Annotated in this window: 18 protein-coding genes, 1 riboswitch and 1 other annotated feature; of the genes, 5 read left to right on the plus strand and 13 right to left on the minus strand. The window is 45.0% G+C overall.

The window, feature by feature from the left end:
* Positions 1 to 90: 90 nt before the first annotated feature.
* Positions 91 to 2316 (minus strand): NADP-dependent isocitrate dehydrogenase, encoded by a 2226-nt coding sequence (locus BSQ33_RS02590; RefSeq protein WP_088133190.1) that lies wholly within the window; start codon positions 2314 to 2316, stop codon positions 91 to 93.
* Positions 2317 to 2744: 428 nt separating this feature from the next.
* Between BSQ33_RS02590 and BSQ33_RS02595 the strand changes: the two genes are divergently transcribed.
* On the plus strand, positions 2745 to 3428 hold the full coding sequence (locus BSQ33_RS02595; protein WP_088133191.1) for a pseudouridine synthase: 684 nt from the start codon (positions 2745 to 2747) through the stop codon (positions 3426 to 3428).
* Positions 3429 to 3458: 30 nt separating this feature from the next.
* Here the strand turns inward: BSQ33_RS02595 and hisIE are convergent, their stop codons facing one another.
* The 9 genes from hisIE to BSQ33_RS02640 form a co-directional block, all read right to left on the minus strand.
* Complete coding sequence (hisIE, locus tag BSQ33_RS02600; RefSeq protein WP_021020230.1) at positions 3459 to 4091, minus strand: bifunctional phosphoribosyl-AMP cyclohydrolase/phosphoribosyl-ATP diphosphatase HisIE; 633 nt, start codon at positions 4089 to 4091, stop codon at positions 3459 to 3461.
* Positions 4088 to 4861, minus strand: coding sequence for an imidazole glycerol phosphate synthase subunit HisF (gene hisF / locus BSQ33_RS02605; protein WP_021019025.1), 774 nt, complete (start codon positions 4859 to 4861; stop codon positions 4088 to 4090). Before hisF ends, hisIE begins: the two co-directional genes overlap by 4 nt.
* Positions 4843 to 5580: a 1-(5-phosphoribosyl)-5-[(5-phosphoribosylamino)methylideneamino]imidazole-4-carboxamide isomerase gene (hisA, locus tag BSQ33_RS02610; RefSeq protein WP_021019024.1), complete on the minus strand. Its 738-nt coding sequence runs from the start codon at positions 5578 to 5580 to the stop codon at positions 4843 to 4845. The genes hisF and hisA overlap by 19 nt, the downstream gene beginning before the upstream one ends.
* 22 nt (positions 5581 to 5602) lie before the next feature.
* A complete protein-coding gene (gene hisH, locus BSQ33_RS02615) occupies positions 5603 to 6214 on the minus strand; it encodes an imidazole glycerol phosphate synthase subunit HisH (RefSeq protein WP_021019023.1) in 612 nt (203 codons plus the stop codon).
* Entirely contained in the window at positions 6214 to 7287 is a 1074-nt protein-coding gene (gene hisB / locus BSQ33_RS02620; protein ID WP_088133192.1) for a bifunctional histidinol-phosphatase/imidazoleglycerol-phosphate dehydratase HisB, read from the minus strand. Before hisB ends, hisH begins: the two co-directional genes overlap by 1 nt.
* A gap of 49 nt (positions 7288 to 7336) precedes the next feature.
* Complete coding sequence (gene hisC / locus BSQ33_RS02625; RefSeq protein WP_021019021.1) at positions 7337 to 8377, minus strand: histidinol-phosphate transaminase; 1041 nt, start codon at positions 8375 to 8377, stop codon at positions 7337 to 7339.
* On the minus strand, positions 8377 to 9675 hold the full coding sequence (hisD, locus tag BSQ33_RS02630) for a histidinol dehydrogenase (RefSeq protein ID WP_088134509.1): 1299 nt from the start codon (positions 9673 to 9675) through the stop codon (positions 8377 to 8379). The genes hisC and hisD overlap by 1 nt, the downstream gene beginning before the upstream one ends.
* A 5-nt stretch (positions 9676 to 9680) precedes the next feature.
* Positions 9681 to 10580, minus strand: a complete 900-nt coding sequence (gene hisG / locus BSQ33_RS02635) for an ATP phosphoribosyltransferase (RefSeq protein WP_021019019.1) — start codon at positions 10578 to 10580, stop codon at positions 9681 to 9683.
* An 80-nt stretch (positions 10581 to 10660) separates the two neighbouring features.
* Positions 10661 to 10787 (minus strand) — a sequence feature (His leader region).
* Between the two features lie 194 nt (positions 10788 to 10981).
* Positions 10982 to 12562: a Na+/H+ antiporter NhaC family protein gene (locus BSQ33_RS02640; protein ID WP_021019017.1), complete on the minus strand. Its 1581-nt coding sequence runs from the start codon at positions 12560 to 12562 to the stop codon at positions 10982 to 10984.
* Positions 12563 to 12680: 118 nt separating this feature from the next.
* Positions 12681 to 12865, minus strand: a riboswitch (Lysine riboswitch).
* Positions 12866 to 13210: 345 nt separating this feature from the next.
* Between BSQ33_RS02640 and BSQ33_RS02645 the strand changes: the two genes are divergently transcribed.
* Positions 13211 to 13612, plus strand: a complete 402-nt coding sequence (locus BSQ33_RS02645) for an H-NS family nucleoid-associated regulatory protein (protein ID WP_021019016.1) — start codon at positions 13211 to 13213, stop codon at positions 13610 to 13612.
* A gap of 140 nt (positions 13613 to 13752) precedes the next feature.
* Here the strand turns inward: BSQ33_RS02645 and BSQ33_RS02650 are convergent, their stop codons facing one another.
* On the minus strand, positions 13753 to 15057 hold the full coding sequence (locus tag BSQ33_RS02650) for an inosine/guanosine kinase (RefSeq protein WP_088133193.1): 1305 nt from the start codon (positions 15055 to 15057) through the stop codon (positions 13753 to 13755).
* A 623-nt stretch (positions 15058 to 15680) separates the two neighbouring features.
* Here BSQ33_RS02650 and mnmA point away from each other — a divergent pair.
* From mnmA to purB, 3 genes are all read left to right on the plus strand, one after another.
* A complete protein-coding gene (gene mnmA, locus BSQ33_RS02655) occupies positions 15681 to 16811 on the plus strand; it encodes a tRNA 2-thiouridine(34) synthase MnmA (protein WP_021019014.1) in 1131 nt (376 codons plus the stop codon).
* Between the two features lie 16 nt (positions 16812 to 16827).
* A complete protein-coding gene (gene hflD / locus BSQ33_RS02660; RefSeq protein ID WP_021019013.1) occupies positions 16828 to 17445 on the plus strand; it encodes a high frequency lysogenization protein HflD in 618 nt (205 codons plus the stop codon).
* A 70-nt stretch (positions 17446 to 17515) separates the two neighbouring features.
* Positions 17516 to 18886: an adenylosuccinate lyase gene (gene purB, locus BSQ33_RS02665; RefSeq protein ID WP_088133194.1), complete on the plus strand. Its 1371-nt coding sequence runs from the start codon at positions 17516 to 17518 to the stop codon at positions 18884 to 18886.
* Positions 18887 to 18945: 59 nt separating this feature from the next.
* Here purB and BSQ33_RS02670 read toward each other — a convergent pair.
* Both BSQ33_RS02670 and htpX read right to left on the minus strand, forming a co-directional pair.
* Positions 18946 to 20153, minus strand: a protein-coding gene (locus tag BSQ33_RS02670; RefSeq protein WP_198298138.1) for an IS3 family transposase whose coding sequence is annotated in 2 segments (ribosomal slippage) — positions 18946 to 19802 and positions 19802 to 20153 — 1209 coding nt in all. Because the reading frame shifts where the segments join, the coding sequence is not laid out codon by codon here.
* A gap of 111 nt (positions 20154 to 20264) precedes the next feature.
* On the minus strand, positions 20265 to 21128 hold the full coding sequence (gene htpX, locus BSQ33_RS02675; protein ID WP_021019011.1) for a protease HtpX: 864 nt from the start codon (positions 21126 to 21128) through the stop codon (positions 20265 to 20267).
* Positions 21129 to 21502 lie beyond the last annotated feature (374 nt).

Genomic DNA, 21502 nt, shown 5'->3' on the forward strand with positions numbered 1-21502 from the left:
ACATGTCTATACATGGTTGTAATAAACCCGCCAAAGGCGGGTTTCGTTATTTATACATGTCGGCCAATTGAGCATTGACCGACAACACGTTTACTGACTAATAATTGCGTTCAACGTTTGGCTTGGACGCATGATCTCAACAGCCTTGCTGAAATCTGGTAAGTAGTATCCGCCTAAATCTCCGGCAACACCCTGAACCTGACTTAACTCAGCAACAATTTTCTCTTCCTCAGCCGACAACTGGTGTGCAATTGGCGCAAATTCAGCAGCAAGATCAGCATCATCAGATTGTGCAGCCAGCGCTTCAGCCCAATATTTCGCCAGATAGAAGTGACTGCCCCGGTTATCCAACTCACCGACTTTACGTGAAGGTGACTTGTTTTCATCAAGGAAAACACCCGTTGCTTTATCCAATGCATCAGCAAGAACCTGAGCTTTATTGTTGTTCATCGTCACGCTAAGATGCTCTAACGATGCCGCCAATGCCAAAAATTCGCCCAGCGAATCCCAACGTAAGTGGTTCTCTTTCTGTACTTGTTGAACATGTTTCGGTGCAGAACCACCCGCGCCAGTTTCAAACAAGCCACCACCATTCATCAGTGGCACAATAGACAACATTTTTGCCGAAGTACCCAATTCCAAAATCGGGAACAAATCGGTCAGATAATCACGCAGAACATTCCCTGTCACAGAAATTGTATCTTGGCCGTCTTTCATCCGTGCGAGGGTGTACTCGGTCGCTTCTACTGGTGACATGATTTGAATATCAAGTCCAGTGGTATCATGCTCCGGTAAATATTGCTCAACTTTCTTAATCAACTCAGCGTCATGAGCACGCTCTGGATCTAACCAGAAAATTGCAGGTGTCTGAGATAAACGCGCACGTGTAACCGCCAGTTTGACCCAATCTTGGATCGGTGCATCTTTCACTTGGCACATCCGGAAGATATCACCAGCTTCAACCTTTTGTTCCAACAGCGTGTGACCAGCACGATCAACCACGCGGACAACACCATCATTATCCATGACAAATGTTTTGTCATGTGAGCCGTATTCTTCTGCTTTTTGAGCCATCAGACCAACGTTGGGCACACTACCCATGGTAGAAGGGTCAAATGCACCGTGTGCTTTACAGAAATCAATCACCGTCTGATAAACACCGGCATAACAACGATCCGGAATCACAGCTTTGGTATCTTTCTGCTGACCATCCGGTCCCCACATCTGTCCGGAAGCACGGATCATCGCAGGCATCGATGCATCCACAATGACATCACTAGGCACATGCAAGTTCGTGATACCCCGATCAGAATCAACCATCGCTAATTCAGGGCGATCCTGGTAGACAGCCTGAATACTGGCTTCAATCTCTGCTTTCTGCTCTGCCGGCAGTGACTGAATTTTCGCGTAAACATCGCCCAGACCGTTGTTAACATCAACACCTAGCTGCTCGAACAACTCGCCATATTTGGTAAAGACATCTTTATAGAAAACCTTCACTGCTTCGCCAAAAATCACTGGGTCAGAGACTTTCATCATGGTGGCTTTCATATGCAGAGAGAACAGAACATCTTGCGCTTTTGCAGATTCGATCTCTTGCTCAAAAAATGCATTCAACGCTTTTTTACTCATGATCGAGGTATCGATAATCTCTTTATCGAGCAAAGCAAATGGCTTTTTCAGGACTTTGGCCTGACCATCTTGAGCAACAAACTCAATCGAGACTTCAGTGTCACCCTGAATCGTCAGCGATGTTTCAGTACCAAAGAAATCCTGTGCTTCCATTGAAGCAACATGTGATTTTGAATCAGCAGACCATGCCCCCATTGAGTGTGGGTTTTTCTTCGCATAGTTCTTCACTGACAAAGGCGCCCGACGATCAGAGTTACCTTCGCGCAATACAGGATTCACCGCGCTGCCTTTGATCTTATCGTATGTTGCTTTCACAGCCGCTTCTGCATCATTGCTTGGTTCAGCAGGATAATCCGGTAGGTTATACCCTTTTTCCTGTAATTCTTTGATTGCAGCTCTCAACTGAGGAATCGATGCTGAAATATTAGGTAATTTGATAATGTTAGCTTCTGGCGTTTGGGCCAGATCACCCAGCTCGCTTAAAGCATCGCCAATACGCTGTTCTTCTGTCAGGCATTCAGGGAAATTAGCAATAATACGACCAGCCAGTGAAATATCCCGAGTTTCAACCTCGATCCCTGACGATGCAGTAAAAGATTTGATAATGGGCAATAAAGAATAAGTTGCAAGAGCGGGTGCTTCGTCCGTAATTGTATAAATAATAGTAGGTTTGTTTGTAGGCATGAACTTTCCCTATCTGTTCTTAACAACCCCATGTGATTGTGGCAGTTAGTTATGTGAATATCTGAGATGTCCTGAGTGATTGTTCAGGCCACTCTTCATGAATCACTCATGCTGTATCAAAAGCCCTTCACAGATATTCGATACAGATTTATGAGTGAATGATTGCCATACCCAAACGACTTCAGAGCATCGTGTGGTGTTTTTTTGTTCACTCTGTACGACTTACTGAGCATCATCGTACCAGAAGCAATCCGGGTATATTACGGCCTATCGAATGACAGGCTGATTGAGTATAATTAAACGAAACTGAAGAAATAGTCTATTATCCACACTTCATTATCGTATCAGAGCGCGCAAATAATAGCTTAAACTCAACATTGTGAAAACTCAGAAATACAGTTCATTTACAAATTTGCAAGGAAGTTAACATGTCTTTCCCGTCACGCAATCCCTCATCGTTGCGTCGCTCCACTCATCAGCGGTCAAAAAACGCAAAACTTTCTCAGCGTTCGTCCCATCGTGCCAAACAATCAAGCCAGAAAAAATCACGGACCTTTTCTACACCGGAAGCAAGAAGAGTCATTTTATTCAATAAACCCTATGATACATTGAGTCAGTTTACGGATAGTGACGGCCGCCAAACACTGGCTGATTTTATTCCAATCAAAGATATCTATGCTGCTGGTCGTCTGGATCGAGATAGTGAAGGTTTGATGGTGTTAACCAATGATGGTCAGTTACAAGCCAAACTGACACAACCACAGTCAAAATCGCCCAAAACTTACTGGGTTCAGGTCGAAGGGGCACCGAAAGAGTCAGATCTTGAACGTCTCAGGCGCGGAGTGACACTCAAAGATGGCCCGACTCTGCCTGCAACTGTCGAAATCATCCCTGAGCCTCAGATATGGCCACGCACACCGCCTGTCCGGTTTCGCGCTGCCATTCCGACCACTTGGCTAGCGATTACCATTATTGAAGGACGAAACCGTCAGATTCGACGGATGACGGCCCATATTGGCTACCCAACCTTGCGTCTGATTCGTTATTCAATTGGCGACATGACGTTAAGTGCTTTGCAACCGGGAGAATGGCAAGAAATCAGCACCTCTTGAGGCGCTGATTGCTTTGAGCAACCGATTCGGTTATCGATGACGCTCTTTAAGTTTATCGATCACATCGTTCATCGATAACCCTTGATCTTGCAACAAGACCAATAGGTGATAGATAAGATCGGCAGATTCACAGACTAACTCCGCCTTATCACCCGACGTCGCTGCAAGCGCGACTTCAACGCCTTCTTCACCCACTTTTTGCGAAATACGCTTGGTGCCACGGGCATACAAACTGGCTGTGTAGGAAGACGCAGGATCGGCTTGTTTGCGCTCACCCAAAAGCTGCTCCAGTTGGTGAAGCCACACCATTTGAGACTCTTCTTGCTGATCCGCATCCCAACAGCTGGTTGTCCCGGTGTGGCAAGTCGGCCCAATCGGATCGACTTTCACCAGCAATGTGTCATGGTCACAGTCCAGCGCAATATTTTTCAGCTGTAACACATTGCCGGAGGTTTCACCTTTGGTCCATAACCGCTGTTTGGTCCGCGAGAAAAAGGTAACTTGTTCCGTCGACAAAGTTTTTTCCAGTGCTGAGGCATTCATATATCCCATCATCAACACCTGACCCGATTTAAAATCCTGTACGATGGCAGGAATCAATCCCTCTACTTTATCCCAATCAATCCGCTTTGAAAGGGATGCCAGGGTTTCGCTACAACTCATAATCTCACCTCGATCCCTTCTGACTTCAAATACTGTTTTAGTTCGGCAATATGAATCACTTGTTTGTGGAATACCGACGCTGCTAATGCACCATCAACATTGGCCTGTAAAAATGCCTCGGCAAAATGTACCATTTCCCCCGCACCACCGGAAGCAATCAAAGGAACGTCACAGACTTCACGCACCATGTTCAGTTGCTGAATATCATATCCCTGACGCACCCCGTCCTGATTCATCATATTCAAGACAATCTCACCGGCTCCGCGTCGTTGAACTTCCTGTACCCAATCTTTTGTTTCCCATTGCGTTGCTTTGGTTCGGTGCTCGTCTCCGGTAAACTGATAAACCTGATATTTACCGGTTTGCTGGTCAAAATAGGAATCGATCCCGACGACAATGCACTGCACCCCAAACCGATCTGCGAGGGTTGTAATCAACTGTGGATTGGCTAATGCCGGAGAGTTGATCGACACTTTATCCGCCCCGAATTCAAGAATACGGGCAGCATCTTCTGTGGATTGAATCCCTCCCGCAACACAAAACGGAATGTCGATCACTTCAGAAACCCGCTGAACCCAACTTTTATCCACGACACGGCCGTCACTGGATGCCGTAATATCATAAAAGACCAGCTCATCGGCCCCTTCTTCAGCATAACGTTGTGCCAGAGGAACAATATCACCAATAATCTCGTGATTACGGAACTGTACACCCTTCACCACCTGGCCATCTCTGACATCAAGACAAGGGATTATTCGCTTTGCCAACATGCAAATGCCTCCTCTGCGGTAAATTTCCCATCTAATAGTGCCCGCCCAACAATCACACCAGCCACCCCTGAACCTTTCAACGCTTGGATATCGTCCAGAGACCCGATTCCCCCTGACGATTGAAATGCGATTTGCGGATACTGACGACAAAGGTCAACATACAAATCGACATTCGAACCACTCAGTGTGCCATCTCGTGAAATATCGGTACACAAGACATGTTTCAAACCAACGGTCAGATAGTCTTCAATTAAGGCTTCAATCGTGACCCCGGAATCTTCCTGCCAACCCGAAATCGCTACCCGACGCTGTCCCGTGGCATCAATATTAATATCCAGTGCCAGAACAATTTTTTCCGGACCGTACTTGTCCATCCACGTTTTAACCATGGCAGGCTGCTTCACGGCAGTAGAACCCACCACGACCCGCTGCGCGCCAGCCTGAAGCAGATCGACGACATCTTGCTCTGTTCGCACGCCGCCACCAATCTGAATGTTTGCCGGAGTTCCGGCCAGTAGACGGGCAATCAAGTCTAACTGACGAGCAGCTGTATCTTTTGCACCGGTCAAATCGACAAGATGCAACCAGTCAGCACCGGCCTGATGATAACGGTTGAACTGCTCAACCGGATCAACTTTATATTCGGTCACTTGTCCATAATCTCCCTGAAACAGGCGGACAACCTGACCGTCAATTAAATCTAATGCAGGTATAATCACAACAATATCCCTTGTCTGCTTCTCAGAGTTCTAAGAAGTTCTGAATCAATTTTGCACCGGCTTTACTAGAACGCTCAGGATGGAACTGAACACCGTAATAATTACCACTCTGAATGGCGGCACTGAATGGCTGACCATAATCACACTCGGCAATGGTATAGTCCCCGATGGGCATCGCATAGCTGTGAACAAAATAGAAATGATGGCCGCTTTCAATCCCTTTAAATAGAGGGTTATCCATCGCAGTCACGGTATTCCATCCCATATGTGGCAACGGGAACGAACCACTGTCCATCCGTTTCACGATTCCGTCACAGAGGCCAAGACATTCGACCGTATCACTACCATCCATGACTTTCTCTTCAGAGAGCTTGCCAAGTAGTTGCATACCCAGACAGATACCTAATAGCGGTTTCTCAACCTGTTTGACTAAACCGATCAAATCTCGCTCTCTGAGATTTTTCATCGCTTCTTTCGCGGTACCGACGCCGGGCAGAAACAGTTTATCCGCCGCTAACACGACTTCCGGTTGCTTGGAAATCGTGACCGGATAACCGAGTCGTTCGACAGCGAACCGGACCGACGACACATTGGCACACCCGGTATCAATAATGACAACTTTTCCCTTCGTCATTACAAAACTCCTTTACTGCTGGGTAATTCATTCCCTTCGACTTTGATCGCCTGACGGAGTGTCCGGCCGAATACTTTAAACAGGCTCTCGATAATATGATGATCATTGTCACCGACAGAAGAAAGATGCAGTGTACAAGCCAGAGTATCTGTCAGCGAACGGAAGAAGTGGTAAGTCATTTCTGTTGAAAAGTCTCCGACTTGCTCGCGTGAGAACTGGGCGTCAAATTTAAAATAAGGACGACCGGACAAATCCAGAGCACATTGTGCCAGACACTCATCCATCGGCAGCGTAAAGCCAAAACGGCCAATCCCACGCTTTTCTCCCAGCGCTTCTTTGATCGCCTGCCCTAAAGCTAATGCGGTATCTTCCACCGTGTGGTGGTCATCGATATGCAGATCACCTTGCACCTGAGCTGAAAGACTGAATCCCCCATGTGTCGCAATCTGATCAAGCATATGATCGAAAAATCCGAGCCCGGTTGCGATTTGATTATCACCTGCTTCATCCAGATTGACGGTAATCGCAATATCTGTTTCTTTCGTTCGACGGACCACTTCTGCCGTTCTCGGTGCAGTCGTCAGTTGCTTGACGATCGCTTTCCATCCCATGGTTTGTGGATTGTACTGAATACCGCGAATCGCCATATTTTCAGCCAACTGCAAGTCGGTGGCACGATCACCGATCACCGCAGAATGTTGAAAATCAACCCGCCCTTCCTGCAAATACGTTTTGACCAGTCCAAGTTTTGGCTTACGACAGGTACAATTGTCCGCTGCAAAATGCGGACAGATCAGGACATCATCAAACGTTACCCCTTGTGATGTAAAAATATCCATCATCATCTGATGCGGGGCATCAAAATCTGCTTGAGGGTAGCTCTCCGTTCCGAGACCGTCTTGATTGGTTACCATGACTAAACGATATCCGGCATTCTGGAGAGCCAATAGACTGGGAATCACATCCGGTTCCAGCTTCAGTTTATCAAGGCGATCCACCTGAAAATCAATCGGTGGCTCAACGATTAATGTGCCATCCCGATCAATAAATAAAATCTTTTGTTGTTTGCTCACAGAGTCATCCTTTTGTTAGCAGTCAAACCGTGCATTATTGATACATCCATTACTGATAAAAGCGGCGAATAAATTCTAAGGTTTTTTCGCACTCTTCCCGGCTGCCGGCACTGATCCGGACACAGTTTTCAATCGGTGAGTTACGCAAAATAATCCCGTTATCCCATGCAGCTTGAAACAGCGCATCGCCATCAGGAAACGCAACCAACAAATAATTCCCCCACCCATCAAATACCGTCACCCCGGGAATGGCCGCAAGCCCTGCCTGTAGGTAAGCACGGTTGGTATTAATTTCCAAGGTCTGATATTTCATCCGGGCCAAACCACTTTCTGAAAGCGCTTGCTGAGCAATTTCAGAGACCGGATATGGCACAGGATAAGGCGCAATGACTTTCAATAACACTTGGATTAATTCGGCATTGGCCAATGTATATCCACACCGTAAACCAGCCAACGCAAATGCTTTCGACAATGTGCGCAAAATAGCCAGATGCTCGTACTGAGCCAATAAATCGACCGTCGATGCTTGCGGACAAAAATCAATGTAAGCTTCATCCATGACCACAATGGCACGGTCTTTGGTCAGTTCGAGCAGTGCGACTATATCTTCCCGATTGACTAAATTACCGGTCGGGTTATTTGGACTGCAAACAAACACAACCTTGACCCCATCTAAATTGGCTTCGATGGTTGGTAGATCAAGCTGCCAATCGGATGTCAGCGGTACCACTTTTCTTGCAACACCTATCGTCTCAGCACTAATGGCATACATGCCGTAAGTTGGCGGACAGTAAAGGATTGCATCTTCATTCGGCTCACAAAATGCCCGAATAATCAGTTCAATCCCTTCATCTGCACCGCGCGTTGTCAAAACCTGATCCGGCTGAACTCCGGCATAGGAGGCATAAGCGGTGATCATCCCTTCAGGCTGACAGGAAGGATAACGATTCAGTCCGGACAAATTCAGTTGGTACGCATTATCATAAGGCGATTCGTTTGCATTGAGCCACACATCACCACTGCCTCCGATTCGTCGAGCGGAGAGATAAGGCGTTAATTTTTGAACCTGTTGTCTCGCCAGTTTTTCCATTACGATTCCGCCTGATTTAATTGTTCAATTCGAATAGTCACGGCACGTTTGTGTGCATCCAGTCCTTCAGCTTCTGCCATTGTCACGACTGTCGGCGCCAGCTTACGCAGCCCATCAGCGGACAATTCCTGAACCGTCATGCGCTTACTAAAGTCAGCCAGCCCGAGACTGGAATAGGTTCTGGTGTAACCATAGGTCGGTAAAACGTGATTCGTTCCCGAAGCATAATCCCCGGCGGACTCCGGTGACCAACTGCCTAAAAAGATCGAGCCGGCGTTATCGAGTAATGGCAACAGTTCTCGTGGATTTTTCGTTTGAACGATCAAATGTTCCGGACCATAGATATTAGAAATAGAAATGGCCTGCGTCATCGATTCGGAAATAATCACCAGACTGGATGCCAGTGCCTTTTCCGCCGTCGCTGCCCGAGACAGAACACTGAGTTGAGATTTCACAGCATCAGTGACTTGATCAGCGATAATCGGAGATGGTGTCACCAGAACAACTTGAGAATCGGGGCCATGTTCCGCCTGACTGAGTAAGTCAGCAGCAATAAAGTCTGGGTTAGCCGTTTCATCGGCAATCACCATCACTTCAGAAGGGCCTGCCGGCATGTCAATCGCGGCCCCACGAAAATCATTACTAACCTGACGTTTGGCTTCGGTAACATACGCATTCCCCGGACCAAAAATCTTATCCACTTTGGCGACAGACTCAGTGCCATAGGCCATCGCAGCAATCGCTTGTCCGCCTCCGACGTTATAAACTTCATCAATCTGACATAACTTGGCGACATACAGAATTTCATCAGCAATCGGTGGTGGCGAACACAAAACGACCTTCCGGCAACCGGCAATCCGAGCCGGAACACCTAACATTAAAACGGTTGAAGGCAGCGGAGCACTACCACCGGGAATATATAAACCAACGGTATTAATAGAACGCGTGATCTGCTCACACACAACCCCTGGCATCGTCTCTACCCGAATCGGCTGAGGGATTTGTGCTTTATGAAATTTCGCAATATTGGTATAAGCCTGATCAAGTGCCTGTTTCATCTCGTCGGAAAGACGGGCTGAAGCAGCTTGAATTTCCTCTGCTGAGACACGAATATTTTCAGGGCGCACCCGATCGAATTTCTCCGTCAGCTCTCGGAGTGCCTCATCACCATTCTGGCGAACTTGCTCAATCACCTCTGCAACCGCTGCCGTAACATTTGCGCCTTCAATGATCGCAGGACGCTCCAAAATCGAAGCTTGCTGGTCCTTATTTAAAGATTGCCATACAACCGTTCTCATCATGATCACTCCATCATTTTTTCAATCGGCAGAACCAGAATGGAACTGGCTCCCAAGGCTTTCAAGTCTTCCATTGTTTCCCAGAACAGGTTCTCTGAACTGACGAGGTGTACCGCAACTTTTGATTTATCAGCTGACAGCGGTAATACCGTTGGATCTTCTGCTCCGGGTAATAATTGCTTAATCTCTGTCAGTTTTTCCGCAGGGGCGTGAAGCATGATATATTTCGACTCTTTCGCCTGCTGAACCCCATGCATCCGAGTCAGGAGTTTGTCGATCAGAGCTGCCTTATCAGCGGCAAAATCACCACGACGCTGAATCAATGTCGCTTTAGACTGGAAAATCACTTCAACTTCTTTCAGACCGTTGGCTTCCAGTGTTGCTCCGGTTGAAACTAAGTCGGCAATCGCGTCAGCAAGCCCTGCTCGCGGAGCAACTTCAACCGAGCCGGTCAACATACAGGTGGTAAACGGAATATCCTGACGATCCATATACGCTTTGAGCAGATGAGGATACGTCGTTGCAATTCTCATCCCATTCAAATCTTGTGGACCGTTGTAACTCTTGTCTTTATCAATCGCAATCGACAGGCGACATCCACCGAACTCCAGACGTCTTAGAGAAACGAATTCGTTCGGTTCATTCAACGCCAGACGATCCAAGCGGACTTCTTCGAGTACGTTTTCACCAACAAATCCCAAATCGACGACGCCATCCATAATCAATCCCGGGATGTCATCATCACGGACTAACAGTAGATCAATCGGCATATTCAATGAGTGAACGACCAACCGTTCCCCCATCACATTAAACTTCACACCACACTGTTTCAGGAGTGCCATACATTCCTTACTCAGGCGACCTTTTTTTTGGACTGCAATTCTCAGGCGTTGTTGTGCTTGCATAAATAATTCCTTGTCTATCATTGTTCTTTTTCAATATCCATTCAGCTCTTGAATATCAGCTGTTTCTTGATGTAAAGCATATAAAAAAACCCTCGGAATTACTCCCGAGGGTTCATTGAATCTTTTCATTTCACCTCCGGGAGAATTTTATCTCCCGGGTATGCGCTCACCTCCCGAAAGATAACTTAGGGATGATGATGGTGATGAATATTCATCACGAAACTGTTTTTCACAATCAAAGTTTTCATAATAAAACCGCGCATACTTGGAAAAATTTTTAACTTGCCTATCAAGCTTTCTTCACACTATACAAGCTTTCGGGGTTTTGCAACCCCTCTTTTGACTTTTTATGCAAATAATCTTCATAAGACAAAATAACACTCGATAAGGCCGAATCATTCTCAGGCCTGCTCAGAGCGATTGTCTTGCGATTGCTGTTGTATCCGGAAACCAAAGCAGATCATGACAAACACGGCAAATGTCACCAGCAGAGATAAGCCAACAGAATCACTCAATCCTAAAACGATATAGCCAATCAACGAGATAAATGCGACCAATAGTGCATAAGGGAGCTGGGTCGAAACATGATCAATATGGTTACACCGTGCCCCAGTGGAGGACAAAATCGTTGTATCAGAAATCGGAGAGCAGTGATCCCCAAAGACAGAACCAGCAAGCACAGCCGCTAACATTGGCATCATCAACGCCAGTTCGGTTGCGCCAGCGATATCCCCGGCAATCGGTAACATGATGCCAAACGTTCCCCACGATGTACCAGTCGCGAATGCCATGAGACCTGACAACACAAACAGAATTGCTGGCAACCAATGTACCGGAATGTTGCCTTGCGTCATCGACGAGAGATAGATCCCCGTCTGCATATCTTTAATCACTGCCCCAATCGTCCATGCAAAAAACAGCACTAAGATTGCACCGAACATTGACTTCAGACCAATCAACAGCGTTCTCAGAATGATACCCAGCGGCATTCGCTGTCTCAGAACCGAAAACAGCGCCATCATTAGTCCGACTAAACCACCGTCAATCAAAGACATTCCCACATTCGTATTTTCAAACGCCCCTAAAATACTGAATGTTTCACCAGCAGCAGTGAGTGACTGCCAGCCGGTAAAGATCATCGCGCCAACGGTAGCAATGACCAATGCCATAATCGGCACAATTAAGTCACGCACTCGCCCCGATTCACTTTCTTGAATATCGAGCTCATCTTTGAGTTCTGCCGCCTGATCATTACGTCCGATTCCGGATGTAACACGATGCTCATGATGTTTCATCGGGCCGATGTCTAATTGAAAAACAATCATCGCGAACACCATAAGCAAAGCAAAAATGGCGTAGAAGTTCATCGGAATTAGCTCAACATATGCATTCAACGGGGTGTATTCCGTCATACCGTGGGACACTAAAATGCCACCGATAATGGTCATAATATATGCGCCCCAGCTAGAAGCAGGCATGATAATACACATGGGAGCTGCGGTTGAATCAAGAATATACGCGAGTTTTGCACGTGAAACACCGAACCGGTCAGTCACCGGACGAGCAATCGAGCCGACCGCCAGACTATTAAAATAGTCATCGACAAAAATAAAAACGCCCAAAAAAGCAGCGAGCAGCTGTGCACCTTTATTACCCTTTACTTTTTGATCAGCCCACAATGCAAATGCACGTGTACCACCAGAAAGTGTCAGCATTGCCGTCATCATCCCTAACAGGAGGAGAAAGCCGATGATACTCATGTTCCAACTGTTTATTGCACCATCTTCAATGACCAGTGCATAAACTTTGCCTTGAATATAATCCAATGAAGAAAATAGTGAGTAGCCGTTCAACAGGCAGGCCCCTAACAGGATGCCAACGCCTAAAGAAAGCAGCACCCTTCTGGTCAGGATCGCCATACCCAAAGCAACAACCGGCGGAACAAGAGATATTAAGGAGGAGGAAAAATCAACTAATGTCATGATCTTCAATAACCAATGATTCAATATGGTAAGAGACCTACTGCATTGTCATGGTATGAATAAGCGGTTTGCGTCATTCAAAGATGAACCAAGTGAAAAACAATCGAGTTTCACCCAGTCCTACAGTAGCGCTCCATAGTTATACAAATAAATAGACTATGGCAGTGTTGCCCCTATTCGAGAACAACCCCAGCAAACGGCCGTTGATCGACACGTTCACTTCGGCAAAAAAGCCTTTCAATCAAGGTTATAGGCATCACCCTCACTTGATTTACTGATCTTGATTGCACCTCTACACGGACTAGCACAATTCACCACCGTTTTGACAAAATAACGGCAGTATATGTTGATGACCGAATTAGAACGCGCCCATTGTACGAATACCGGAACCATTTGCAATAGGTTTGTCCTTCTTTAAACCAAAAGGGGCAATCAAGCGTATCGTATTAATCTCAATCAATAACTCAAGTTAACAAATCAAGCTCATATATGATATTCATCGTAATTAATGATTATTTGACACAAGCATTTACAATAATTTACGATTCTGCCAATTTTTTTATATATTATTAGTTCACTAATGTTGTCATAATAAATATCTACGTTTATTATTACATTGTGTTTAAATAAAGTTGTGGGAATAAAAAAATGTCGGAACTAACTAAAACTCTACTGAATATTCGTAGCTTACGTGCCTATGCACGTAATTTAACACTCGTTCAGTTAGAAGAAGCTTTAGAAAAACTGACCTCTGTCGTTGAAGAGCGCAGAGAATCAGAAGAAAAAGAACGGGCAGAAAGAGAAAAGCAAGAAGAAAAACTGGCACAAATTGCTGAACAAATTGCACAAGATGGTATCGATGTAGATGCGTTGATTTCTGCACTTTCCACCGAAGGTAAAACAAAAGGTAAACGTGCACCACGCCCTGCGAAATATAAATATATTGATGAAAATGGTGCAGAAAAAACCTGGACAGGTCAAGGTCGTACACCATCAGTAATTCAAAAAGCCCTTGATGAAGGCAAATCTCTGGATGATTTTTCACTCTAATTCCAGAAGCGAAAAAATAAAAGGCTCCGTATGGAGCCTTTTTAATTGTTTCACATTCAAAAAATTATATGAACCTTTGTGCTAATCCGATTATTTTTTGCGAAACTATTGAACAACATTATCGCACTAAATTATTTCTGTTATCGTTCCCAATATGCTTCTTCTAGACTATCTTCTCTTTCTGGTAAACCTTTTGATAATCTCGGTGAATGTTGCGTTAAAACTTCATAGCTTGCTCTATTCGAATACTTACACACTTGGGAGAATGATGAATAAGTAATAGCATCATATTGATGTTTAATTGAATTCGGTACATTCATTTTATGATATCGGTTTGCCGCCATATCATGTAATAAAGCAGATAATGCAGCATCCCCCGCACCGTTGGTATTTTTAATCACTTCCGGCCCACCCATATAAGGTGCAATATGTGAGTACACTTTAATCGGATGAGAACAACTCTGCTTCATCATTGGTCGGCTAAATTCGTAGCGATTAAATTCAGGAATACTGCCCGGTAATAGAGGCAAGCTGGTTTGGCGCTTGGCATCTTCTTCTGTATATCCAGCCATAAATAAACCAAGTGGACCTGCCGTACATAACACCAGATCCACCCATTCAAGCGCTTTATTGGCAGCCATCAATGGATCGATTTCTCCGGTTAAAGCGCAGCCCTCATCTTCATTCATCGCAACGACCGTGACATGCTGCTTTAAGAAGTCTTGCCAGAAAGCTGGCTCCTGCTCAATAACATGTTTTGTCCCAAGCGTTAATACCACCGGAATATGATATTTTTTCGCGTATTCGATTGCCTGCATCGTCGCCTGGGGCATCGGATCACCCGGTTGACAACGAATTAAATATGACGTTAAAACTAAAGCAGAAGCCGATTGAAAAATATGCTCTGGAATACTTTCTGGCTGGAGCTGATTCATCAGACCTTCGCTAATGGCAAAAGTTCGCTCACCACTTGAAGTAACCAGTGCAAAACAACGCCCAATCGCACCATCTACCCCCTGTAAATGGTTCAAATCGACCCGACTCGACGTATTACACAAATAGCGATAACCATAACTACCGATCCGAATATTCTTGCACATCACACCTAATAAGGTCGAACGGTCATCAGCCAATACGGAATAGTTATGTAAGGTATTACCGATAGTGCCACCAGCATATTCATTCGTAATCAAATGCTTTTCAACCAACTCCGAATAAAGTAACTCAGCGGTTTCATCCTGAATAACTAAAGAGTGACCAAGACTTAACCCATAACGTTGAATTAAATCTTCATCAACGGTCGCTTCAATATCAACAATCGTTTGGTCAATACCAATAACGTGGGTATGGGGGGCGGTTTTTCGTTGGGAACTGCGTAGAATGAGTAGATCTCGCTCATCGACAGGAAAATAATGTTTTGACTTGCGCTGGCCGGGAAACTTCATATTTAAATTATCGTGAATTAAAAGACAGCGTAAGTTTAGCCGCCAATATAGTCCTCGGCAATGGCTTGCACAACAGTAATCGATTTCACATCAAAAATTTAGATCCCCTGAGTGCAATATATGAAATCTAGCGCCTGAATATAGATGCAACAAAAATTAATTTTATAAAACTATTACCTCCGTTCCAAATTTTTCAGTATTTTTCACCAAAGAGAAACTTGACAAATAAATCATTGATGCATATTAAATATCAAAAGATCATCCACGCTCTAAACAACTATTTTTATAACAATCACATATATTTTGTATTCATTCGATAACTATTTTTGTCTCTTTTCTTTGTCACTAAAAATATCGACTCACACGAGAATGACAAAAAATCTTACAAAAAAATCACATGCCATATATCAATACGTTCGTCAGCTTTATTTTTATCCAATATTGATAACTTCCCTATTTCAATCCGGCTGCTATTCATCCAATACAATAGATTGATTCTGAGCGGAATACTCCCAACGCAGATTGACTGCAATCCCTCAAGATAACCGCGCTAGATCAAGCTGTAACCGCCACATTCTTTCTGATAGAATCAGCTGCCTCAACAGAACAAGTGGTATTGAGAGATGTTAGAAAACCGAGAAGCAAACGCACAGAAAAAAGTTATCGTCGGCATGTCTGGCGGGGTTGATTCATCCGTTTCAGCTTTTCTTCTCCAGCAACAGGGCTATCAAGTTGAAGGCCTGTTCATGAAAAACTGGGAAGAAGATGATAACGAAGAATACTGTACAGCAGCCGAAGATCTGGCTGATGCTCAGGCTGTTTGCGATAAGTTAGGTATTTATCTTCATACGATCAATTTTGCTGCTGAATATTGGGATAATGTATTCGAATATTTCCTTGCCGAATATCAAGCGGGAAGAACACCAAATCCCGACATTTTGTGCAACAAAGAAATCAAGTTCAAAGCCTTTTTAGAGTTTGCTGAAGAGATTCTGGATGCCGACTACATTGCCATGGGACATTATGTCCGTCGGACATTCCCGTCAGGTGGTGAGAAGCCACAAATGTTAAGAGGCTTAGACAACAATAAAGATCAGAGTTATTTCCTTTATACCTTGAGCCATGAACAGATTGCCAAAAGCCTGTTCCCGGTCGGTGAATTGGAAAAACCTCAGGTCCGCCAGATCGCCGAAGAACAAGGTCTGGTTACCGCGAAAAAGAAAGATTCCACGGGGATCTGCTTCATCGGAGAAAGAAAATTTACCGATTTCTTGTCACGCTATCTTCCTGCTCAGCCGGGTAAGATAGAAACACCTGAAGGTAAGGTCATCGGTGAACATCAAGGGCTGATGTACCATACACTTGGACAACGTAAAGGCCTGCACATCGGCGGTCTCAAAGACAGCAGTGAACAACCTTGGTATGTTGCCGAAAAAGATTTACAACGGAATGTGCTAATCGCAGTCCAAGGGACCGATCATCCACTGTTAAAATCGGACGGATTGATTGCTTCACAACTACATTGGGTCGATCGTCTCGTACCGGAAAATCCGTTTAAATGCACCGTAAAAACGCGCTATCGTCAAACGGATATCCCATGTACTATCATCCCAGCCGATAATGGCAAACTGAAAGTCATGTTTGATGAGCCTCAAATCGCTGTGACACCAGGACAGTCCGCTGTATTTTATCTCGGTGATGTCTGTCTCGGTGGCGGGGTCATCGAAACACGAATTCCATACACAGTATTATAAGATTCAGGAGTTTTACGTGGCGAACACAAACTATGACCGCACCATCGCTTTTGCAGGAATTTGTCAGGCAGCATTTCTGGTACAACAGGTTGCGAAAAACGGTTACTGTGATTCTGACGCCTTTGAAACTTCAATCAAAGCGATTCTGAATATGAATCCGACCAGTACCATTGATGTGTTTGGCAACGAAGCAAACCTGAAAGTCGGGCTCGAATGCCTGACAAACGGACTGGACAGCACCCCATCCGGTAGTGAACTGACACGCTATATTATTAGTCTGATGGCTTTGGAACGTAAACTGAACACTCGTCGGGATGCGATGTCACAACTCGGTGATCGTCTTGAAATGCTCGAACGTCAATCCGCTCACTTCGAAATTTTAGATGAACAAATGATGAGTAATATTGCCAGTGTCTATCTGGATGTCATCAGTCCAATTGGTCCACGCATTCAAGTCACTGGCACACCGTCCGTATTACAACAAACCTCGAATCAACATAAAGTCCGTGCTTTGCTCCTCGCCGGGATCAGAAGTGCGGTTTTATGGCGTCAAGTCGGTGGTAAACGCCGTCATCTTATTTTTGGCCGGAAGAAAATGGTCGAACAGGCTAGAATTCTTTTAGCCCGAATTTAAAATACCTCGCATTCAGGCGAACTAAATTCACTCTCAAATCTAACTCAATATCAATATTCAGGAGAAAAACATGGAACTGTCAGCACTGACTGCTGTTTCACCGGTAGATGGCCGTTACGGAAGTAAAACGATTGCGTTACGCAGTATCTTTAGTGAATATGGCCTCCTAAAGTATCGAACTATCGTTGAAATCCGTTGGTTACAGAAGCTATCCAGCACCCCCGGCATCCAGGAAGTCCCTGCCTTCAGCCAAGAAGCAAATCATATTCTGAATGAGATTGCAGCCAACTTCAGTGAAGCGGATGCAGAGAGAATCAAAGAAATTGAACGCACAACGAATCACGATGTAAAAGCGGTTGAGTATTTCCTGAAAGAAAAAGTCGCGACACATCCTGAATTGAATGCGGTGAGTGAGTTTATCCATTTCGCATGTACTTCTGAGGATATCAACAACACATCTCATGCACTGATGCTGAAAGAAGCCAGAGAGACTGTGATTCTTCCTGAAATTCGCAAAATTATTGATGCCATTCGTGCACTTGCAGAAGAGTACCGCGATATTCCCCTGCTTTCCCGCACACATGGCCAACCGGCATCTCCAAGTACCATGGGTAAAGAGATGGCCAACGTCGCTTATCGTATGGAGCGTCAGTACCAACAAATTGCGAATATTGAAATTTTGGCCAAAATTAATGGTGCGGTCGGCAACTACAACGCCCATTTATCGGCTTACCCTGAATTAGACTGGCATCAGTTCAGTGAATCATTCATCACCGAGTCTCTTGGTGTGACATGGAACCCATACACAACACAAATCGAGCCACACGATTACATCGCAGAACTATTCGATGCGATCGCTCGTTTCAATACGATCCTGATTGATTTTGACCGAGATGTCTGGGGTTATATTGCACTGGGTCATTTCAAACAAAAAACCATTGCGGGTGAGATTGGTTCTTCGACCATGCCACACAAAGTGAACCCGATTGATTTTGAAAACTCAGAAGGCAACCTTGGCTTAGCCAATGCCGTGTTCGCGCATTTAGCCCAGAAACTGCCGATTTCACGCTGGCAGCGTGACTTAACCGACTCAACCGTACTCCGTAATCTCGGTGTGGGTGTCGGCTATGCTGTGATTGCGTATAGTTCAACAATGAAAGGCATCAGCAAACTCGAACTCAACCGTGAAGCATTACTGGCCGAGTTAGACCAAAACTGGGAAGTACTTGCAGAACCTGTCCAGACTGTTATGCGTCGTTACGGTATCGAAAAGCCTTATGAAAAACTGAAAGAACTCACTCGTGGCAAACGCGTTGATGGCGAAGCGATGCGTCAGTTTATTGAAGGGCTCGAGATTCCTGAAGCAGAAAAAGCGCGTCTGAAACAGATGACACCTGCAAGTTATATTGGTCAGGCTATCGAACTTACGGACAAACTCTAAGCGCTGTTCAATGACAGTTAAAGAAGAGTGTGACCCGTCCTGATATGGGTTGACACATTTTAGTAAAACGCTCGATGTACTTCATCGGGCGTTTTGTATTTTAAAGCTGTGTGTGGCCTATATTGATTATAGATTTTTACCGACTCTGCAACCATCTTTCGTGCTTCTTCTAAATTCGCAGGCTTGTTAAGAAGATATTCATTTTTGAGTATTCCATTGACTCGTTCTGCCAACGCATTCTGGTAACAATCATACCCATCTGTCATTGAGCAACTGACGCCATTCTGTTGGTGAAGCGTTTGATACTCTGCCGAACAATACTGTAACCCTCTATCTGAGTGATGAATGAGTGGTTGGTGAGTTCTTCTACTTTTAAGCGCATGAATAAACGCTTGCTTAACGGATTGAGTTTTCATGTTGTCATCAACGTGATAACCAACGATTTTCCGAGAGTAAGCATCCGTGACTAAACTGAGATAAGTTTCTCCCTCACGAGTCGGTAGATAAGTAATATCTGCAACCCACAACTGCTCGGGACGCTCAGGCGCATAACCCGATTTTATGATGTTAGGGTGACAATGAAATCGATGATGGCTGTTCGTCGTGCGATGGTATGCTTGCCTTGTTGGAACAAGAAGTTGGTTCGCTTTAAGAAGAGCAAACAAGTGGTCTCGGCCGATGATTAAACACTTTTGTGACAAAATATATTTTAGTTTTCTGACACCTATTCTAGGTTGTACCAGACGCTCTTTCTTCACAGCAATGAGCACATGAGTCTCATGGGAGACTCGTTCTTTTTCTGCTTCGCAGCGCTTGTAGTATGCTTGGCGTGAAATCCCGATAAACAAGCAAGCTTTTGTCACGGTTAACTTTGAAAGCGTTTTTTCCTCAATAATTCGGCTTTGCGCTTTTTTGAAAGACGGACTCCGAAGTCTCTGTCCATGACTTTTACAACAGCCTCGAAAAAATCGGCTTTTAGCTGAGTTTCTTCTAATTGTTGTTCAAGCTCTTTAATGCGTTGTTCAGGTGTTTGTGGGGAAGATGACTGAGACATAGCGATACCTTTTCCCTTTAATTCAGAGGCGCCTAAAGACCAATCTAGTTGACCATGCTTACGAAGCCAAACTAAAACAGTCGAGCGACCTTGAATACCATACCGCTCTTGAGCCTGTTGATAAGTCATTTCACCTTTTTCAACTTGCTCAACAACCGCCAATTTAAAGGCAAGGGAATAATCTTGCTGTGTACGTTTACCTATTGATTTCATGACATTCTCCAATTTGTGGCTGGAAAAGTGTCAACCTTAGTTAGGACGGGTCAGTGGTCAGAAAAAAGGCTTCCAACCGGAAGCCTTTTTGATGTGTGAGATCGCCAAGCATTACAGTTGGCGTAATGCTGCAATTCTTTTTTCCAGTGGTGGATGGCTCATCAATAACTCGGTCAGAGAACGCTTCCCATTGATACCAAATGCCATCATTGATCCCTCTAACTGAGACTCATGACTCATTCTCAAACGCTCTAAAGCCGCAATCATTTTCTGTTTACCGACCAGTTGTGCCGCACCGGCATCTGCATGAAATTCCCGATGGCGGCTGTACCACATCGTAATCATACTCGCCAGAATACCAAACACGAGTTCCAAGACGATGGAGACCGCAAAGTAAACCATGGGATTACCACTCTCCCCTTCATCGGAATCCCGGGAAGAGACAATACCAGCGATAAAGCGCGCCATAAAGATGACGAATGTATTGACGACCCCCTGAAGCAACGTCATGGTCACCATATCGCCATTCGCGACATGACTCATCTCATGGGCCAAGACAGCTTCCGCTTCATCCCGGGTCATGTTGTGCAATAACCCGGTAGAAACCGCAACCAATGAGTCATTGCGCTTTGCACCGGTCGCAAATGCATTCATGTCCGGTGAATCATAAATGGCAACGGTCGGCATACCGACCCCCATCTGCTTCGCCTGACGTTTCACGGTCTCAAATAGCCAGTGTTCAGTCTCATTTCTTGGATTCTCAATCACCATACCACCGACTGAACGTAATGCGATGCCTTTAGACATCAGCAATGAAATCAGTGATCCGCCGAAACCAAACACAGCGGCCAGCACCAATAAGCCGGATAAACTCCCCGGTCTGACCCCCGTTACGGCATAAACAATATTCAAGACAATACTGAGTACCAATATAACCGCAAGGTTGGTTGCCAAAAATAACAAAATGCGTTTCATGACTCACTCTCCCAGGAGAAACTACACAAGTTGACCGTTCGCTGAATTCATGCTGTTACGATCTATTCTCTAATTGTTATACAGAGCCATCCGCCATTTTTATTGATGGTAAACTTTTGTTTACCACCAAATAAAGCGCACTGACCCATATATTCATAAGTATGGTCGTCTATTTCAAAAACAAGGTGAAGCGGTAAATTGCAACATTTGATGACAATATCACACCAGCCAAATTCAGATTGAACGTCCTGATATGTAACGCCCGACCACAGGAATGGTCGTCATTCAACGATAAAGATAGCCCTATAAATTAGACTTTAGTCTTATTGTCAATTCACGGAAAGCCATCTACTTTTAGCGTGTACGATGTCGTT

Origin of the sequence: Vibrio gazogenes, assembly GCF_002196515.1 — a bacterium.
Lineage (GTDB): Bacteria > Pseudomonadota > Gammaproteobacteria > Enterobacterales > Vibrionaceae > Vibrio > Vibrio gazogenes_A.